We start from the raw sequence: 16827 nt of genomic DNA, 5'->3' as shown, positions 1-16827 counted from the left end.
GGGGCGAAGCCCCCTCAGTCAAGCGCGTTCAAAGCCTCTATCGCGGTCAATTCCCGGCACAGATATGCAGCGGCCAGCACATTGGCGGGGCTGGGATGATCCTGCAACAGGCGCAGACGGTCGGCCAGCAACAAAAGCTGGCGCGCCTCTGCCTGATTGGCCAGGCGGGCCAGGGCCTCGGGCTGGGCATGTCGGCATTGTTCGGCCAAAGCCGTCAGGGTTTGCGCGGCAAAACTAAGATGCGGGTTGGACTGATCGAGCCCTTGCCATTTACGCAAGCCTTTGCGCAGCCCGCCCTTGGCCCGCGCCAGCAAATTGCCCTCGGGGGCTGGGTGAAAATCCAGATTGGTTGTGCTCAGGGCGTCGCCCTTGGGCACAAACAGCGTGACGGCTTTGTGATGCAGGGCGTCTTCGCTCATGAAGGACAGGATCAAAAGCGCCGCGCCGGGGAAATGGCTGGGCAGCGATTGCAGATGGTCCAAATCCTTGGGGTGCGCGGATAGGGTCAGGGCACGGCCCGCCGCATCATGTGCCTGCCAAAGATAGCGCTGGCTGATATCGTCAAATTGCGGCGGGTCAATGGCTGACGGCTTGATCAGGTTTGGCAGCGGCACGGCCCCCCTGCGCAATCCATGCCCCATACGCTCCTGCATCGTGGCGACTAACGCGGCCCAATCGTCAAGCACCAACGGACTGTCCCAAAAGGCCCTTGCCTGCAGTGGTCCGTTCACCTGCGCCACGGTTTTGGCCGAGATCGACAACTGCCCGCTCTTATCCATATGCGGCGCGTCCAGCGAGAGGGCGGTGCCGCTTAGCGTTGAAAAAGAGCCAGCGCCCCAGATCGGGCTGTCATAGGCCCGTGCCGGGGTAAAGGTCGCATCCATGCCCGCCGCCCGCGCGCTTGTGGCGCTGTGCCAAGCGCCGGTTTCGGGGTTCAACAGGTAGAATGTCAGCCCGCGCGCCCCGCTTGGGGTGGCCCAGGCATTGGCCCCGAGCCCCCAGAGAGATACAGCAGGGCTGGGGGCATAGTTGCGCCGGGCGATCCCTAGCAAATCAGGGTCGTCCGGGCTTTGGCCCAGAGCCTTGACCAGGGCATAGGCCTGCGCCAGCGCGGCCAAAAATTGCCCTCCATCAAAGCGGATATCGCCCGCCTCGGCCCAGCCCGCTTGGGTGGAGAGGGAATGCAGATGGCCGGTCAGCCGCGGCGCCGATTGCACCTTGGCCGAGATGGCGAGATCCAAGAGCCGTTCCTGCGTCAATGCAGCTGAACCGAGAAAGACCTGGGTGATGGCAGCCTCTAGTGTTTGGGCGATATCGGGCAGCGTGTCTGTGGCCAAACTGGCGGGCGTTGGTGTTGCTGTCGGCGTGGCTTGGCTTCGGACGACCCCTTCGCGATCCCGGATCGCAAGGGCGGCAGCGGCGACCACCAGGCGTTTGCGGGTGCTTGGCCCTTTGAATAGCGCGGCGCTGAGCGGTTGATTGGCCACAAATGTCACCGAAGATTCCGGTGAGGCAAACCGCACAAGCGCAGCCTCTACCCGATCCTCAATCTCGGCCGTGGCGGCAAGCGTTGATGCCGGTGCAAAATCCGCCCCGGCGAATTTTTCCAGCAATTGAGTATCCATGGCGACCAGACCGGCAATTGCACCCGTGTCAGTTGGCGGTTCCGGAGTGGCCTCTTTGAGCGCTGCTGCGTTTTGTGGCTGGGAGGCTTCGGGATTTGCGCCCCGCAAGGCCAGCATTGCCGTCAGGATATGGCTGCACATGCCCGGTGCCGGGCAGGTGCATGTCGCGCTTTGCGGGCCAGTGGCGGGGATGTCCACCTGAAACCCGTCGACCTCCACCGTGGCGCTTTTATCGTTGAAATCATGAACCCGCGCGGCGCTTTCGGACTTTTTGGCGCGGCGCAGCAACCCTTTGTTGGCCAAGGCAACGAGGGCTTCGTCGTCGAAGGAGGCCACCAATGCGGACAGGCTCATCGCATGACCTCCGCCAGCCAAATGGCCAGCCTGTCCGGCGTCATCGCTCCGACATGCATGCCCAGCCCCGCCAGCCGCCCGGCGATTTGTTTATCCAGATAAGGATCGCCGAGATCGTCCAGAGCCGACAATCCGATCAGGCGGACCTTGGCTTCGTTCATGCGGGCAATGGATTGATAAAGCCGTCTTGGGCTTGCCCCTTCGGCGAAATCCGAGATCAGCACAAAGACCGTGCGCTCTGGCGTATCGACAAAGCGCTCGCAATATTCGACCGCCCTGCCAATGTTGGTGCCGCCGCCCAATTGCACAGACAACAGCGTCTCAAGCGGATCGGTGAGTTTGTCGGTGACATCAATGATTGAAGTGTCGAACAGGACCATCGAGACTTTGACCCCGGGCAAGCCAGAGAGGATGGCAGCCATGACGGCGGAATGGATGATGCTATCGGTCATCGAACCGGATTGATCGACACAGAGGATCACCGACCAGGGCAAACGGCGACGTTCGCGCGACACAAAGCGCAAATCATCTGCAATGATACGTCCGGTTTCGGGATTGTAATTCTTGAGATTGCGGCGCAGGGTGCCGCGCCAGTCAAAATTCGCAGCCGACGCTATATGAGAACGTTTGAAAGGGTTACGCCGACCGGAAAAGGCGCGCTGAATATCCGTGCGCAACCGCCGCATGACATCCTGGATCACGGCCTCCGCCACCTGGCGCAGCTTTTCCTTCATGTCCGGGCTGGCGCGGCCATGAAAGCTGAGCAGTGTTTTCAACAGCTCCTGATTGGGTTCGAGACTGTCCAGTGTCTTGGGATCTGTCAGCAGGTCGGTCAGCCCGTAACGGTCCAGGGCGTGATCCTGCATCACTTCGAACACTGATTGCGGGAACAGTTTGCGCGCCTCGCCCAGCCAATCCAGCGCCTTCATCTGTGTCGGGTCCAGCGATCCGGGCCCCGAAGGGCGATGCAGCCCGCGCCGATCATATTCGCGCCCATAAAGGTAGTCCAAGGCGCGATCTGTACGGGCCTCTTGTCCGCTTAGCCCGCCAAGCTGGCGTTCGGAATAGCGCCCCAGGGCCAGACGCCAGCGCCGTTTCGCGTGGTTCGGATCGGACTGGGTCATGCCTGCCCTCCTGTGATCCAATCCTCAAGCCTATCCGCGGCAAGGCTTTGGCGCAGGGCCAGCTCCATCGCAGCACCTGCTGCGGCTTCATCGGGGGCAATGTCATGGTGATGCACGCTGAAGTCGCCCGCCGAACCTCCGTGACGGCGGGACAGCGCCTCGGCAACCTGATCGGCCTCGCGCGGGTTGAGGGCCGACAGGGCCAGCCGCAGATGCGGGAGGACCTCGAGAAACTCAGTGTCTGACAGGTGGTTGAGGAACTCGTCCAGGGCGTCCAGCACCCCCGCCACGGTCCAAAGCAAGGAGGGCGACACCGCGAGAACGCCGCGCAGCCCGGCCAGACGCGTCGGTAAATCCGGCGCGCTCCCGCGCAGTTGCGCGGTCAGAAGATCGGGCAACTCATGCTCTGCCCTGCGTCCGCTTTCCACGCCAATGGCCGTGATTGCACCGATCAATTCCGGGGCTGGGTCGGCCTTGATGACGCGGTCCAGCGCCTCCTTGAAACGCTCCGCTTCAACCGCAGCCGCCGCGTCGCTGCGCAACAATTCAGACATCAGGCGCAACGCCGTTAAACAGGGTGGAATTGCCTCATCACGCATATTGGGCAGGTCATCGCATAGGTAAATCACGCGCGAAAAGGCCTGTTGCATCACCGGTTTGATCGCCAAGCCGTTAGGCAAGGACAGCGGCCCGCGCGAGGCTTCGATGCTATGCAAGTCGATCATAGCACGGGCCGTGCCGGGAAAATCGGCAGAGCGATTGATGGCGCTGGCAATTTCGGCCAGAAAACTGTCCAACTCGTCACTGAGCCCGGCCAAGAGGCCCTTTTTGAACAGGGCGATCAGGCTGGGCAGATCGTCAGCCCGGCCATTTTCGGCCAGGGCGGCACGCTCGGCTTGCAATTTGCCCAAACAGGCGCTGGGCAGGGAGTCGCCGTGAATGGCAGCCTCGATCAACTGCCCTTCGACATGCGGGGACCACGCGTACTCCCAATGCTCAAAAAGCAAACCGGTCTGAAGGCCGTTCACAAAATCCGGCCCGCCATTGCGGGTGGCAAAGCCGGTGTCTAGCAGGGCCAAGGCATGGGCAAAGCGAGAGGCGGCCAGATGGGTCGGCTTGCGGCGCAGGTCGAGACTGCGCTCGCGCCTTTGGCCATCGGTGACCGTGAACCGAAGACGTGCGGCCCGCGCCCGCGCATCGGCGACAATGGGCGGTTGCCCGGCACCGTCACTGACATCCCCCAGCGCCGTGCCACGCAGAAACTGGACAAAGCGATCGCGCCAGACATCGGACCCGCTGGACTCCCCCTTGAGCAGGGATGAGGTCAGCCCGTCAAACAGATCATGGCGCAAGGCGCCGGGGCGGCCGCGCAACTGCGCCAAAGTCTCGGCGCTGCGCAGCAATTCGACTTGCGCTGGGACAGGAATAGCATGGCCGTTTCTGCGCATTTCGGCGGCAAATCCTGCCACCAGATCCTGTGCCAGTTCTGGCCAGCTTGGCGCGGTCTCGCGCGCCTCGACATGGTCCCACAGCGCTTGGTAATAGGCGGGCTGCGGCAGGCCCGCGCCATATCCCATCAGCGCGTCCATGTCCTTGTATCCATAGCGGATCAGGTAGGAGGACGCCTCTGAGCGGCCACCAGCCTGAACATCCCCGGCAGTTGCCTCTGGCGTCAATAGGGGCCAGGCGTGAAAGCCGCCGATCACGCAAATCACCGGACCTTCCGAGGTGCCCTGGGCCAGCGCATCACGTATGCAGGCCGCCATATGCGCTTCGCGTTTCGGGTCGTCGCCCTGTTGGATCTGATCCTCGGGTGTCGAGGCGCGCAGGGCAGCGCAATAGGTTCCGACATCGCCCAGAAACCGGCGCCAATCGCCATCACCAATCCGGGTTTCAAACAGGTGATCCCAAAGCTCAAACCCGTCGCGGCATCCCAGCCTCTCGCACAGGGCGCGCACGTAGTCGCCGCTGTCAAACCCATGCTCGCGCACCAGTGCTTGTGGTCCGGTTTCCTTAGGGTCGCTGGCTTTCATCTTGGCGTCCGAGCCCAGATCGACAAAGCGCAGTTCCGCGCCAATAGCCGCCCCTTCGCGCAGCGCCACCCATTCCGGCGAATGGCTGCAAAACGGGTAATAGGCCGCCAGGCGCGGGCCGGATTTCTGGTCAAGCAAGCTGGCCATTGCCACGGGCGGCACGGTGTCAGGGGCCAGCAAATGCGGGATCAAATGCGACAGGTCATGCGGGGCCTCAATGAGAATACGCGCGGGTTTCAAGTCACGGATCATGGCCTGCACCGCCCAGGCGCAGGCGGGCGAATGGTGGCGGATCGGCGCGAGATAAAACCCGGCCTCGGGCTGGAACAGCCGCCCGCGGACATCGTGGATCACAGCTTCGCCTTGCATGATCAGCCTATTTCTTTCCTGATCCTAGCATTCGTCCTTGGCCGTCTTGTGGAAAATGGCCCAGGTGCGGCTGGTTCTGCCGCGGGCGCGGGCAATCGTGTCCACATAGGCGCGCAATTTGCGGGCATCATCGGCATCATCCTTAAAGACCACCCCGCGCAATTGCCGCGCAATATGGGCCCCGGTCGGAGCTTCTCCGGACAGAAAGCTCGCATCCAGCAAGGCCCCATGCGCCACATTCACCGCCTCGGCGGTGGACATCACGGATTTGGGTTGCGCCACGACGGCACCATCTTGGGCGCGCCCGGTGCGCAGGTCGCGAAACACCGACACCACAACGTCCAGTACATCCTCGGGCAATTCGGTTGCGATGTCATATTCCGCCATCCGTTCGCCGACCTGGCGGGCGATCAACTCCTTTTCAAACGCCGCATCGGCGATTGGGGCGACGGTTTCGAAATTGAACCGCCGTTTCAGAGCGCTGGACATTTCATTGACGCCAAGGTCGCGCAAGTTGGCGGTGGCAATCACGTTGAACCCCCGTTCCGCCCGCACCTCGCGACCCGCGCCAAGCTCTGGCATGGCCACGGTTTTTTCCGAGAGGAGCGAGATCATCGCATCCTGAACTTCGGGGGCGCAGCGGGTCAGCTCTTCGATGCGGGCGATTTTGCCCTCCTGCATCGCGGTCAGAACCGGCGACGGAACCAGCGCGCGTTCGCTTGGGCCTTCGGCAAGCAACAGGGCGTAGTTCCAGCCATAGCGCAGGTGATCTTCGATCACCCCGGCGCAGCCTTGCACCACCAGACGCGAATTGCCGCTAACCGCGGCGGATAGCAGCTCGGAAAGCAAAGATTTCGCCGTACCCGGCTCGCCCACCAGCATCAGGCCCTGATGCCCCATCAGCGCGACGATGCAGCGATCCACCAGCGGGTCATCGCCATAGAATTTGCGGCTGACCTGCACCGCTTTGTCCCCCAGAATAAACCGGCGCACAGCGCGTGGCGACAAGGCCCATCCGGCAGGCTTGGGATCTTGATCCGCTGCGCGCAGCCGGTCCAATTCATCCTGATAGCGCTGCTCGGCAGGCAGTTTCTGGGCGGTTTCCGGCCTTACATCCATGGCATTTTCTTTTCCCAATCGGGATCGAACGCGCCTTTGGCGACCATGTCCCGGTAATCGTTCCAGCATTCCGACAACAGCACGGGTGGCACATCTGACAGTGGCATGGCGCGTCCGCGTCGGTTGTTGCCAAGCAGTTTGACAAATTCCAGGCTGATCTGGGCGGCGGCGACGTTTTCCTCGGGCAGGCAATTGCCCGAGAATTCGATCACTGCGCACAGCCCTGCGCTGCGGAAGGTTTTGACATATTCGTTGAAATAGCCGCCATCCAACGCCTCGCCGCGCTCATATCCCAGTTTCGAGCTGGCTCCGCGGAAACTGAACGTGTCGGTTACCCAGCCCTTGCGGTCCTCGATCTGCGTGGCCTTGCCCATCTCGCCCTCAAGCGCCAGGAGCGGGCGACCGAATTGCGCAAAGAGCGGTTTGACCTCGTAATCGGCCAAATGGCTTTCCCAGGCCTGCGCCTCGGTCTCTGACAGCAAGGCCCCATGCGCCAGTCGGATTGCGCTGAATTGCAGCGGATCGACCTCGTTATCATCCGCATCGACATAATCGCCCTCTGCCGTCGGGCGGAAGGCTGAAACGACCTGCCCCTGCGCGTCTTCACCCAGCCAGATCACCCGCTCGGTCAAGCGGCCCATCAGCGGATGTTGGCGAAAATCGCGTATCCAGTCATCGATCTGCCAGCGCCGTTCGGCACAGAGCGCTTCGTAGAGGCGTTCACCCTGCAGAGTGATGACCTGTTTCAATTCACGCTTGGCCGCCGATAGCTGTTTCTTGCTGGCCTTTGTGTTGTCGTCGTCACCGGCGGGCAGGGCTTTGATCGCCTTGCCATCGGGGTTCAACACCACAAGCTTAAAGGCGTCATCCATGCGCGCGGAATAGGGTTTCGCCTCTTCCCCAATGGGCAATTCCAGAATACCGTCATCATTCAGCCCGGCGGTGGGGATGGTCCGGTCGGTCAATTCATCCATGGACCAGCCACGGGTCTCGGCCACCGCTTCGACCAGCTTGCCCGCATGGGCCTGAACACCTTTCTGTTTCAGCCGCGTGGCCGCCGAAATCACGATCTGCAACGAGACCGGATCACCCTTGGCGGCCAGCAGGTCCAAAAGCGCTGACGCCTGCGACGTGCGCGAGCCGTGCTGTTTGAGATAGGTGCGAATGGTGGCCGCCGCGTGGGCCGGGTCCACCTGTTTGGTCAGGGCCAATATACCTTTGCTTGCGGCACCGGAATTCAAATATTGGCTTTTGAACTCGTTATGCAGGTCTCGGAAGGCCTGTTCGCGGGTGTAATCCTTGATCCAGCGCTTCATGCTTTGCCAATTGCGATCGGCATGTTGTTCCGCATGGGCATTGGCCTCGTCGTCGCTGGGGCGCACCGTGTCATAGTTGATCCAGGCATCAAAGATCCAGGTGGACAGGGTGCGCGCGCTTTCCGGGGCCAGTTGCGCCAGATAGATGTCAAACAGCGCATTGCCGCCGGGTTGTTTCAGCTTGTTGGCAAGGAAAACCCAGGCCTTGATCACCTCGGGTGGCACCTTTTGCCCACCCTTGTATTTCAATGCCGGAAGATGATCGCCAACCAGCCAATCGAGCTTGTCAAACTTGGCTTTTTTCAACAGCTTTTCAGCCTCAAGTAACAGCGCCTTGGGGCCGACATAGTCAGAGAGATCAACGTCCAACCGTGACAAGGCTGTTAGAATAGCCGCCTTGGCGAGATCGGATTTTTCCTTTTTCAGGCGGGCTTTAAGTGGTTTGACCGCCTCTTTGGCTCCGAGATCAGCCAACCATTCAGCCGCCCCGGCACGGGCGTCCTGGCGGGTGTCGTCAAGCAAGGCCACGGCGCGATCAACCAGGCCGGGCGCACCTTGCAGCATGGCCCTTGCCTCGGCCCGTCCGGTTTTGGTGGCCCCCGTCGCGATCTCTAACAAAGGACCATAATAGCGTTGTGGGGTTTTGGGGAGCAGGCGCAAGAACGCGATAGCCCGGATTTTGCGCGGCACGGGCTCACCCGCAGGGCGTAAACCAAAGGCCTCGTCGAACACGTCAAAGCTTTCGGCCAGGAAGGGCCATATCGCCTCGCGGTTCAGGTCCATCACATCATAATCGGCCCATTCCCGGCCAATTTCGGCACGCAACAGATCACCGGGTTCGGCCTTGCGCGTTTTTCGATTGCTCCAAGGCCCAATGTCGATTTCACCCATCTCTACATTGAGGGCTTCGAGGTTGCGATAATCCGCATCACTGCCGGTCACATAGCGAACGAGATAGCTTTGCATGGCCCCCCATTCATGCAGGTGAAACGCCACATCGAAATCGCGTCTGGCGGAGGCGGCAAATCTCAGCGCGCGATCCTGAGACATGCGCGTCAGTGCATCCACGGTCCATGTGTCGCGCGCGGTGTAATTCAGGAAGCGCCACAGGCTGGTGTGGTCTCCCTTTGCAATATCCTCGACCGGCCCGTTCAGAACCTTTAGCACCTGTTTAGCAAACGAGGTTTTCAGCCGGGGCACGACATTTCTCATCTTGGCTTTTCGCACTGCATTGCGCTGGTCAATCTCTTGGTTTTCCTTGGCAATGATCTGTTCAAGTATCTTTTGGTCCTCGGCTCCAAACTGGACATTCGGCTCTTTGGACAGGGGGCGTCGCGGTGGAATGTCGACCCGGCTGCCATCCAAGGCCAGATAGCTGGTGCCGTCAAAATCCACGGTGTCATCGGCCTCTGTGACCTCTTTGACGCTCAGCGCGCTTTCAATGGCGGCCTTGATACGGGCGGTTTTTTCCGTTTTCAGATGGTCCCGCAAAAGGGCAAACCCCGTGTCCGATCTAAGCCCGGTCAACAACTCGACAATGGCCCCGCGAAGGCTGACATTCCCTGTTGCGAGCTTGTCTTTGGCAATGGCGAGCGTCTGATCCTCGGGCAATGTCATCATTGCTTGGATGGCTTCCTGCCGTACGGATTTGGCCCCATCCGCCAGCATATCGACAAGATAGGCGTTCACTTCGGGAAGGGTAAGCATGTTCCAGTCGCGCAACTGTTTGATCAGCGCCACCCGCCCGCTGGCCCCCATGCGGCGACCGGCAATCAACAGGTCGCTGACATGGCTGCGCGCGGTGGGCGCGAAATCAAATATGTCTGTCAGCCCCCTGATATCTTCGCTTATGCCCCAGCGCCCCTCATCATTGTAAAGAATGTCAAACAGATCCGCCGCGCTGCCACCGCAGGCATTACATATGGTGAGGCAAAACTCGGGCGCCAGGACGCATGATTTCGCATCAATAAATTTGCGCGGCCATGTTCGCGTCGATGCGACCAGACCCATTCCAGCCTTGGTGAACAAAACCCGCAGGCTCAGCGGCACATGTTTTGACCCGACCAGATAGTCCTTTTCACCGCCCATTGCAGCGGCCAGCACCTCGCCATAGCGCGCCAGCAGGCTTGCATCTTTGGCCTCTCGGGCAAGGTAGAGACGTCGCGCCCTGTCTCCCGGCTCATCCGAGTAGTTGTTTTCAAGGCCCAGGGCACTGGCCGCGTCCACATTTGCAAGCGTCGAAAGAACCGATCCTTCGGTGCCTTTGCAGACATAGGTCAGGGCTTTGTTGGCCAGCCCTTTCTGTATGGAATCAAGGCGTTGAAGGTCTTTGACCAAGGGGGAGGGAAAAGCGTTCAGGTTCAAAAAATTGGAGATAATATTGCGCACCGTGCTGTCCTTCAAATCACTACCGGGTCAGAATTGATAATTACCTGCGCAGGTGCAAGCCAAATAGGGGCAAGGCCTGATCGCAGTGTTGCGAATTTGGCCGAGACTTGCGACAAAACTTGCGGACAAACGCAACACAGTGGGGCGCGATGGACGGCAAGCTGACCAAGACCTTTATGCAGGTCTGCAATGAAGGCTCCATTCGCGCGGTCGCCATCGCTTTGGGGCAGGAGCCGTCGACCATCAGCCGTCGGTTGACCGCGCTTGAGACCGAACTGGGCATCCAATTGCTGGAGCGGCGCAAAAAGGGTGTTACGCCGACCGAAGCGGGCATGCTGCTTCTCAAGCATCTGCGCGGGCAAGAAGCGGAGTTTGAGGCCCTGACCGCCGAATTTGACGCCCTGCGCGGGCTGCAACGGGGGACGGTGTCGTTGGCAGTCGGCGAAGGATTTATCAGTGATCTGATGAAAAACGCGCTGCCCGGATTCAAGGCCGCCTTTCCCGGGATCACCTTTGCCATGCGCAGCGGGTCTACCGAAACAGTGATGCAAGACATCCAGAATGACACGGCGCATCTGGGGTTTGTCTTTAACGCGCAGCCCAATCGGGATTGCAAAATTCTGGCCAGCACGATCCAACCCCTGGAATTGCTGGCCAGCCCGCGTTCCGAATGGGCAGACCACAAAACCCCGGTCTCGATCAACGCGCTGGCGGCGATGCCGGCAGCTTTGTTGATGCCGGGCACCGGGATCGGGGCCATGGTGCATAAGGTCGAAACGATTTACGGCGTTCACATGACCGCTGCCTTGCGCGCGAATTCCCTGGCTTCCATCCGCAATTTCGTCCGCGAGGGGCTGGGTGTCAGCGTGCTGCCAAGCTTTGTGGTGGCCCGGGAAATCGCCGATGGCACCATTGTGACCCTGCCGCTGGATGTGCCGGAATTTGCCCGGGGCGAAGTGGCCTTGATCGCGCGTAACGGGCGCAGGCTGCCCGAGGCCGCCATGCGTCTGGCCAACCATGTGATGCGGTCCATGCAGGCGTTCAAGACGTTGGCCTAGTTCTAATTGTTGCGCCTAACGCAACGAATTTCCTCACTCGGCGCAATTCCCGCACGCATCGTCCCCGTCTACGCTGCCTCCAAACTTGGAGGTTCACATGATCGGACTTATTGGACTGGGCGCGATGGGCGGCGGGTATGCAACGCGCCTGATGGAGCAGAATTGCGAGGTCTTGTGTTTTGACACCATGCCCGAAGCGCGCGCGCGGGTGCAGGGCAAGGGGGCATCGGTTGCGGCCTCATTGGAGGTCCTCGGCCTTACCTGCAAAACCATCATTCTGTCCCTGCCCAAAGCCGCCATCGTCGAAGCGGTTATGGCCGAGCTTGGGCCACATTTGCGCCCGGGCACCATCGTGATCGACACCTCGACCTCCGAGCCGGACACGACCAAGCGCCTGTCGGCCATTGCAAGCGATAACGACTACCACTTCCTTGACGGCCCAGTCAGCGGCGGGCCTTTGGGCGCGCGCACGGGCACGATGACTATGGTGGTGGGCGGCGACGAAGATGCCTTTGCCAAGGTGCGCCCGCTGCTAGAAAAAATGACCGGCAAACTGCTTCATATCGGCCCATCCGGGGCCGGGCATACGGTCAAGATCGCCAATAACCTGCTCTGCGCGGCCAACCTGGTTTTGATGGGCGAAATGGCGCAAATGGCCGAACGGGCGGGCATTTCCCTGGCCGAGCTTCTGGCCGGTGTGAATGCCGGATCGGGCCGGTCCGGTGTCAGCGAGGTGAATTTCCCGAAATGGATCACCAACGAGGCCTATGACTCGGGCTTTACCATGGGGTTGATGCGCAAGGATGTCGGCCTTGCCACCGGTTTGGCGGATCGGCTGGGCATTTCCCTGCCCGCAACCGAAGTCATCGCGGCGATCTGGGAACAAAGCCGTGACATGCTGGATGACAGCGCTGATTTCAACGAAATTTACAAATACCGGAAACGCTCCAATGCTTGATCGCTTTTCTCATTACAAAACGCTTTGTGCCGATCTAGGCCTGCCCGAAACGCCCCATAGCTATGTCGACGGGGCCTTTGTTACCGGGGCAGGGGAGGTGATTTCGCTCGAAGATCCCTATGCGCGCGTGGTCCTGGCGCAATATCCCGATTGCGGGGCCGAAATTGCCAACCAAGCCTGCAAAGCCACCGATGTGGCGCAACGGGTGTGGATGACCGGCTTTACCGCTGCGGGTCGCGGAATTGTCATGCAAAAGATCGCGGCGCTGGTCGATGACCGGCTGGAAAGGCTGGCCCAGGTCGAGGCGGTGGTCGCGGGCAAGCCCATCCGCGATTGCCGGGTCGAAATTGCCAAAGTGTCGGAAATGTTTCGTTATTATGCGGGCTATACGGACAAGCTGCACGGCCAGGTTATTCCGGTGCCATCCGGCCATTTGAACTATACGATCCGCGAACCCTTGGGTGTGATCTTTCAGATCACCCCGTGGAATGCACCCATGTTTACAGCGGGTTGGCAGATTGCTCCGGCCATGGCCTGCGGCAATGGCGTGGTGTTGAAACCCAGCGAATTGACGCCAGTAACCTCGATTGCGCTGGCGGCGATCTGCGAAGAGGCAGGCGCGCCCAAAGGGTTGATCAACGTGCTGGCCGGACTGGGCCCCACAGCCGCAGAGGCAGCCATCGCCCATGATGCGGTGCGCAAGGTGGTCTTTGTCGGCTCGCCCGCCACGGGCCGGATCGTGGCAACATCTGCGGGTCGGGCGCTCAAGCCCGTGGTGCTGGAACTGGGCGGGAAATCCGCCAATATCGTCTTTGACGATGCCGATCTTGAAGCCGCGTGCAAAGGCGCGCAGGCGGCGATTTTTGCCACGGCAGGGCAAAGCTGTGTCGCTGGGTCTCGGCTCTTGGTGCAGGCCTCAATTCGCGAGAGATTTGTTCAGATGGTTGCCGATGGCATGGCGCAGCTCAAGCTGGGGGACCCCTTGGACGAAAGCACGGAAATCGGCCCGATCAGCAACCGCCGCCAGTTTGACCATGTCAGCGCCATGGTCAGCCAGGCCGCCAAGGATGGCGCACAGGTCATGGCTGCGCCGGGCCATGAGGGCGACAGTCTGATCGTTCCTCCAACGATCCTGGCTGATCTTCCGCCCACTGCCGATGCTGCCCAGAGCGAGATCTTTGGCCCGGTCGTAACCGCGCTCAGCTTTGAGGATGAAGAAGACGCCGTGCGCATCGCCAATAGCACCGATTTCGGCCTGGCCGGGGCAGTCTGGACCAGGGATGTGGGGCGGTCCCATCGCATGGCGGCCAATGTGCGCGCCGGGACCTTTTGGGTAAACGCATATAAGGCCATCCATGTCTCCACCCCCTTTGGTGGGTCCCGCTCCTCGGGCTTTGGGCGTTCATCTGGGACCGATGTGTTGATGGAATATACCGCGCCCAAAAGCGTCTGGGTCGAAACCGCCGAGGTGCCGCGCGTGGCCTTTGGCTATGCGCCGAGCGAGTGAGTTTTGCAGCGCTGAACGCCGCGCAGGCAGGAGGATAAGAATGGCTTTTCTGGGCATTGACCACCCCTTGATCGCGGTGCGTGATCTTGAGCAGACCATCGCCACCTATCGCGCTTTGGGGTTCTTTATCGCGCCGCCGGGGCAGCATCCTTGGGGGACCTCTACGGCGTTGGCCCTGTTCCGCCACCAAATCCTTGAGATCGTCAGCATTGGCGATCCCTCGCTCTTGGACGGGTATGAAACCGGCGGGTTCCGCTTTGGCCGCCATGTGGAACGGTTTTTGAACCTGTCCGAGGGCGTGGCCCTGACCGCGCTATTCACCGAAAATGCTGCGCAGGCTGAGGCCGAGCTGGCTGCGCGCAACATCCCCTGCACCGGAACCGTGAATTTTGGCCGTGACGTGCGCCGCGCCGATGGGCAGCCGGATCGGACCAAAACCACGCTCAAGATCTTTCACAACGTCGAAATGCCGCGGCTCTCGGTTTTTGCCTGCCAGCAACATCGCCGCGACCTGCTGGAGTTTCCTGACCGGATGACACATCCCAATGGCGCGCACGGGTTCGAAGCAGTGACCATTGTGGCCGAGGATGCGGCACCGGTGCTGGATTGGCTTTGCGCCCTTCACGGTGAAAATCCGGGCAAGGACGCTCTGGGCTTTGACAGGGTGGCGACCACAAACGGATATTGGCGCATCGGCACCCCGGCGCAGGTCACTGCGCTATTGGGCGTGGAGCTGCCCGATGATTTCCTCGCCAGCGGTCCGCGCATCGCGGGGCTGGATGTGCGGGTTAAAGACCTGGCGCAAGTTCAGCAAGCCGCCTCGGGTGTCATGCTGCACCAGCGCGACGGCGCTCTTGTGGTATCCGATATGGCCAAACTCGGCGGCATCGCGCAGCGTTTTGTTCAACGATAAAAAGGCGATACGCCTGTCATAGTTTCTTGCGTGCCGCCATGGCGGCCGAGATTGTGCCATCGTCGAGGTAATCCAGCTCACCCCCAATGGGCACGCCCTGCGCGAGTGAGGTCATCTCGACCCGGCCCTCAAGCTGGTCGGCGATGTAATGCACCGTGGTTTGGCCGTCGATTGTAGCGTTCAGGGCCAGGATCACTTCGCTGATCTGTTCCGCCTGAATACGGTTGACAAGCTGCGGGATACGCAGCTCGTCCGGGCCGACACCATCCAGCGCCGACAGTGTCCCGCCCAGCACGTGATAGCGGCCCTTGAACACGCCTGCGCGCTCCATCGCCCAGAGATCAGCGACATCTTCGACCACGCAGAGCTCGCCATTGGCGCGGCGCTCATCCTCGCAAATCTCGCAAATATCCGAGGTGCCGACATTGCCGCAATTCAGGCATTCCCGCGCGGTTTCGGCGACCTCTTTCATGCTGTCCGCCAGTGGCGTCAGCAGCAGCCCGCGCTTGCGGATCAGATGCAGCACCGCCCGGCGGGCCGAGCGCGGGCCAAGCCCGGGCAGCCGCGCCATCAGCGCAATCAATTCTTCGATCTTGTCGGTGGAGCGGGTCATTCGGTGGTTTCGTCAGGCAAGGGAACTCGATCCACTTGGTAGCCTTTTGTTCGCAAAAGTTCCACCACCCCCTGATGCCCCGGTAGGTGATACGCCCCGACCCCCATGAACAATCCACCCTCTTGCAGCGCCGCCTCGGCGGCCGTGATAAAATCATGGTTGCGCTGATCAAGCAGGTAATTGTTCAGCCGCTCATGTAGCGCAGGCCCTTCATTGCCCAAGGCATTCAGGGTCCATTCCTGATCCATCACCATTGAGGTGGCAATTTTTCCCTGAACATACAGGGTGATATGCGCAGCGAACCCGTCAGAATTTTCCATCGGCGCAAGGTAAGACCCGTAAACCGCCACCATGGCCCGGGCCAGCGCGTGGTTGTCTGGGTGGTTCAGGTGGCGGATCAACCGGTTTGGTGGTTCCAGCCCCAGAACCGGGATGTTCTCGATCCGCGCCAAGGTTTGGATATAGCTGTCCTGGTTGGGAATGACGCCGGCGTCAAAATCATCACAAGGCGACCAAAGCAGGATTTCCGACAAACCGCCCAAGGACAGGTAATGGATCGAAGAGCTGCCCCAGCCAACGGCCTGCAACCGCGCTGAAATCCAGGTCTCGACCGTATCCGGCAGGCCCAGATCGCCAAAATCAAAGCCGCTGCCAGCCGGGCGGAAATATCCGGGCTGCCCCAGAGCACGCTCATAAGCGGCGCGGCTTTTATAGACCGGGTCAATCTCAAGCGCGACGCGGCGGGCGGATTTGATCTCGGCCAAAACCGGGTCGGGCAGATCGAGAATAAAGCGGTTGGAACTGTGAAAGGTGCCCCAAAGATGCGACACGGCCCCATTCGGCGCGGTGATGCGCCAGAATTTGCCCTGCCCATTGGGGATCTCCGCAGCAGCGCTTTGCAACTGCTCAAGCGGCAGATCGCTTTGGGCTTCGGGAAATTCTGACAGGATCGACACGTCGCAAACCTCGGGCGTCGCCCAATCCTGCGCGGTCAGAGGGGCAGGGGCGATCACGCCCGCCGCCCAAATCGCCGCGAGGGCCAGTTTGCCAACAAGCCCTCGCGCGGTCATCAGAAAGGCAGCTTCATATCTGCGGGCAGGCCAAGCTCTTCGGTGATCTTGGACATTTCCTGCTGCTCGCGCTCTTTGGCTTTGACCTGCGCGTCCTTGATCGCGGCCAGGATCAGATCCTCGGCCACTTCTTTTTCCGAGGGCACAAAGATCGACGGATCGATCTCAAGGCCGGTCAGCTCGCCCTTGGCGGTGGCACGCGCCTTGACCAGACCAGCACCGGATTCGCCAATGACGACGGTGTTGTTCAGGTCTTCTTGCATCTGCACGACCTTGGCCTGCATTTCCTGTGCGGATTTCATCATCTTGGCCATGTCGCCAAGCTGGCCCAAACCTTTGAGCATTGCGTCTCTCCTTGCGGCGTCTCGTTGAAGTGACAC

General features: G+C 60.8%; 12 protein-coding genes. 4 read left to right on the top strand and 8 right to left on the bottom strand.

The window, feature by feature from the left end:
- Positions 1 to 14: 14 nt before the first annotated feature.
- The 5 genes from CLV87_RS03050 to CLV87_RS03030 are packed head-to-tail and all read right to left on the bottom strand — an operon-like array spanning position 15 to position 10328.
- A complete protein-coding gene (locus CLV87_RS03050) occupies positions 15 to 1979 on the bottom strand; it encodes a hypothetical protein (RefSeq protein ID WP_099243501.1) in 1965 nt (654 codons plus the stop codon).
- The gene (locus CLV87_RS03045; protein ID WP_099243502.1) at positions 1976 to 3103 is read right to left on the bottom strand and encodes a VWA domain-containing protein; all 1128 of its coding nucleotides are present in this window, start codon (positions 3101 to 3103) and stop codon (positions 1976 to 1978) included. The genes CLV87_RS03050 and CLV87_RS03045 overlap by 4 nt, the downstream gene beginning before the upstream one ends.
- Positions 3100 to 5505, bottom strand: coding sequence for a DUF5682 family protein (locus CLV87_RS03040; protein WP_099243503.1), 2406 nt, complete (start codon positions 5503 to 5505; stop codon positions 3100 to 3102). The genes CLV87_RS03045 and CLV87_RS03040 overlap by 4 nt, the downstream gene beginning before the upstream one ends.
- Before the next feature lie 24 nt (positions 5506 to 5529).
- Positions 5530 to 6624, bottom strand: a complete 1095-nt coding sequence (locus CLV87_RS03035; protein ID WP_099243504.1) for an ATP-binding protein — start codon at positions 6622 to 6624, stop codon at positions 5530 to 5532.
- Positions 6615 to 10328 (bottom strand): DUF4132 domain-containing protein, encoded by a 3714-nt coding sequence (locus CLV87_RS03030; protein WP_133840675.1) that lies wholly within the window; start codon positions 10326 to 10328, stop codon positions 6615 to 6617. The genes CLV87_RS03035 and CLV87_RS03030 overlap by 10 nt, the downstream gene beginning before the upstream one ends.
- Before the next feature lie 149 nt (positions 10329 to 10477).
- Here CLV87_RS03030 and CLV87_RS03025 point away from each other — a divergent pair, with 149 nt between their 5' ends.
- From CLV87_RS03025 to CLV87_RS03010, 4 genes are all read left to right on the top strand, one after another.
- Positions 10478 to 11386, top strand: coding sequence for a LysR family transcriptional regulator (locus CLV87_RS03025; protein ID WP_099243506.1), 909 nt, complete (start codon positions 10478 to 10480; stop codon positions 11384 to 11386).
- A 97-nt stretch (positions 11387 to 11483) separates the two neighbouring features.
- On the top strand, positions 11484 to 12344 hold the full coding sequence (locus CLV87_RS03020) for an NAD(P)-dependent oxidoreductase (RefSeq protein WP_099243507.1): 861 nt from the start codon (positions 11484 to 11486) through the stop codon (positions 12342 to 12344).
- Positions 12337 to 13851, top strand: coding sequence for an aldehyde dehydrogenase family protein (locus CLV87_RS03015; RefSeq protein WP_099243508.1), 1515 nt, complete (start codon positions 12337 to 12339; stop codon positions 13849 to 13851). The genes CLV87_RS03020 and CLV87_RS03015 overlap by 8 nt, the downstream gene beginning before the upstream one ends.
- Before the next feature lie 40 nt (positions 13852 to 13891).
- Positions 13892 to 14764: a VOC family protein gene (locus tag CLV87_RS03010; protein ID WP_099243509.1), complete on the top strand. Its 873-nt coding sequence runs from the start codon at positions 13892 to 13894 to the stop codon at positions 14762 to 14764.
- A gap of 16 nt (positions 14765 to 14780) precedes the next feature.
- On the opposite strand, the gene recR is transcribed toward CLV87_RS03010, so the two are convergent.
- From recR to CLV87_RS02995, 3 genes are read right to left on the bottom strand one after another with little or no spacing between them, the layout of a single operon-like run.
- Positions 14781 to 15377, bottom strand: coding sequence for a recombination mediator RecR (gene recR / locus CLV87_RS03005; RefSeq protein WP_099243510.1), 597 nt, complete (start codon positions 15375 to 15377; stop codon positions 14781 to 14783).
- Positions 15374 to 16447, bottom strand: a complete 1074-nt coding sequence (locus CLV87_RS03000; protein ID WP_099243511.1) for a TraB/GumN family protein — start codon at positions 16445 to 16447, stop codon at positions 15374 to 15376. The genes recR and CLV87_RS03000 overlap by 4 nt, the downstream gene beginning before the upstream one ends.
- Positions 16447 to 16791, bottom strand: coding sequence for a YbaB/EbfC family nucleoid-associated protein (locus CLV87_RS02995; protein WP_099243512.1), 345 nt, complete (start codon positions 16789 to 16791; stop codon positions 16447 to 16449). The genes CLV87_RS03000 and CLV87_RS02995 overlap by 1 nt, the downstream gene beginning before the upstream one ends.
- Positions 16792 to 16827: the final 36 nt, after the last annotated feature.

The sequence above is a fragment of the Pelagimonas phthalicica genome (assembly GCF_004364805.1).
GTDB lineage: Bacteria > Pseudomonadota > Alphaproteobacteria > Rhodobacterales > Rhodobacteraceae > Pelagimonas > Pelagimonas phthalicica.
The sequence above is the reverse complement of the archived record's forward strand: the minus strand, read 5'-3'. Positions and strand labels throughout refer to the sequence as shown.